The organism is Domibacillus sp. 8LH (assembly GCF_038806185.1).
GTDB lineage: Bacteria > Bacillota > Bacilli > Bacillales > Domibacillaceae > Domibacillus > Domibacillus indicus_A.
Map to the genome: position 1 here is coordinate 1 of NZ_JAVJNG010000096.1, position 331 is coordinate 331.

Annotated in this window: 1 pseudogene; it reads left to right on the plus strand. The window is 37.2% G+C overall.

Annotated elements, in window-relative coordinates:
• Positions 1-331: pseudogene (locus RG959_RS23940) on the plus strand (hypothetical protein); the annotation flags it as partial.

Below are 331 nucleotides of genomic sequence, written 5' to 3' on the forward strand. Positions count from 1 at the left end.
CGAAACCCTCTCTCTATTGCATGGTGGTCTTTAGCATTTCTTGGGTTTCGCCACCTTTTACTATCTAAATATTTACGAGGCATGGCCTTATTTCTATGGGAAATGATTATTAATTTAAACGCTCATATAAATGAAGCAATAGTCTTTACATTTATTGGAGAGTTTGAAGTGGCGAAAGAAGTCTTGGATACACAATGGCTTATGTTGTATTTACCCACATATTTTTTTGCGACCTGGGATAGCTATAGAACGGCAATCGATATAAATAAACTGACTCTTCTAGCGCAAAGAGAGAACCATCGATTCAATTCTTTCGTTCTTGGTTCCCTTG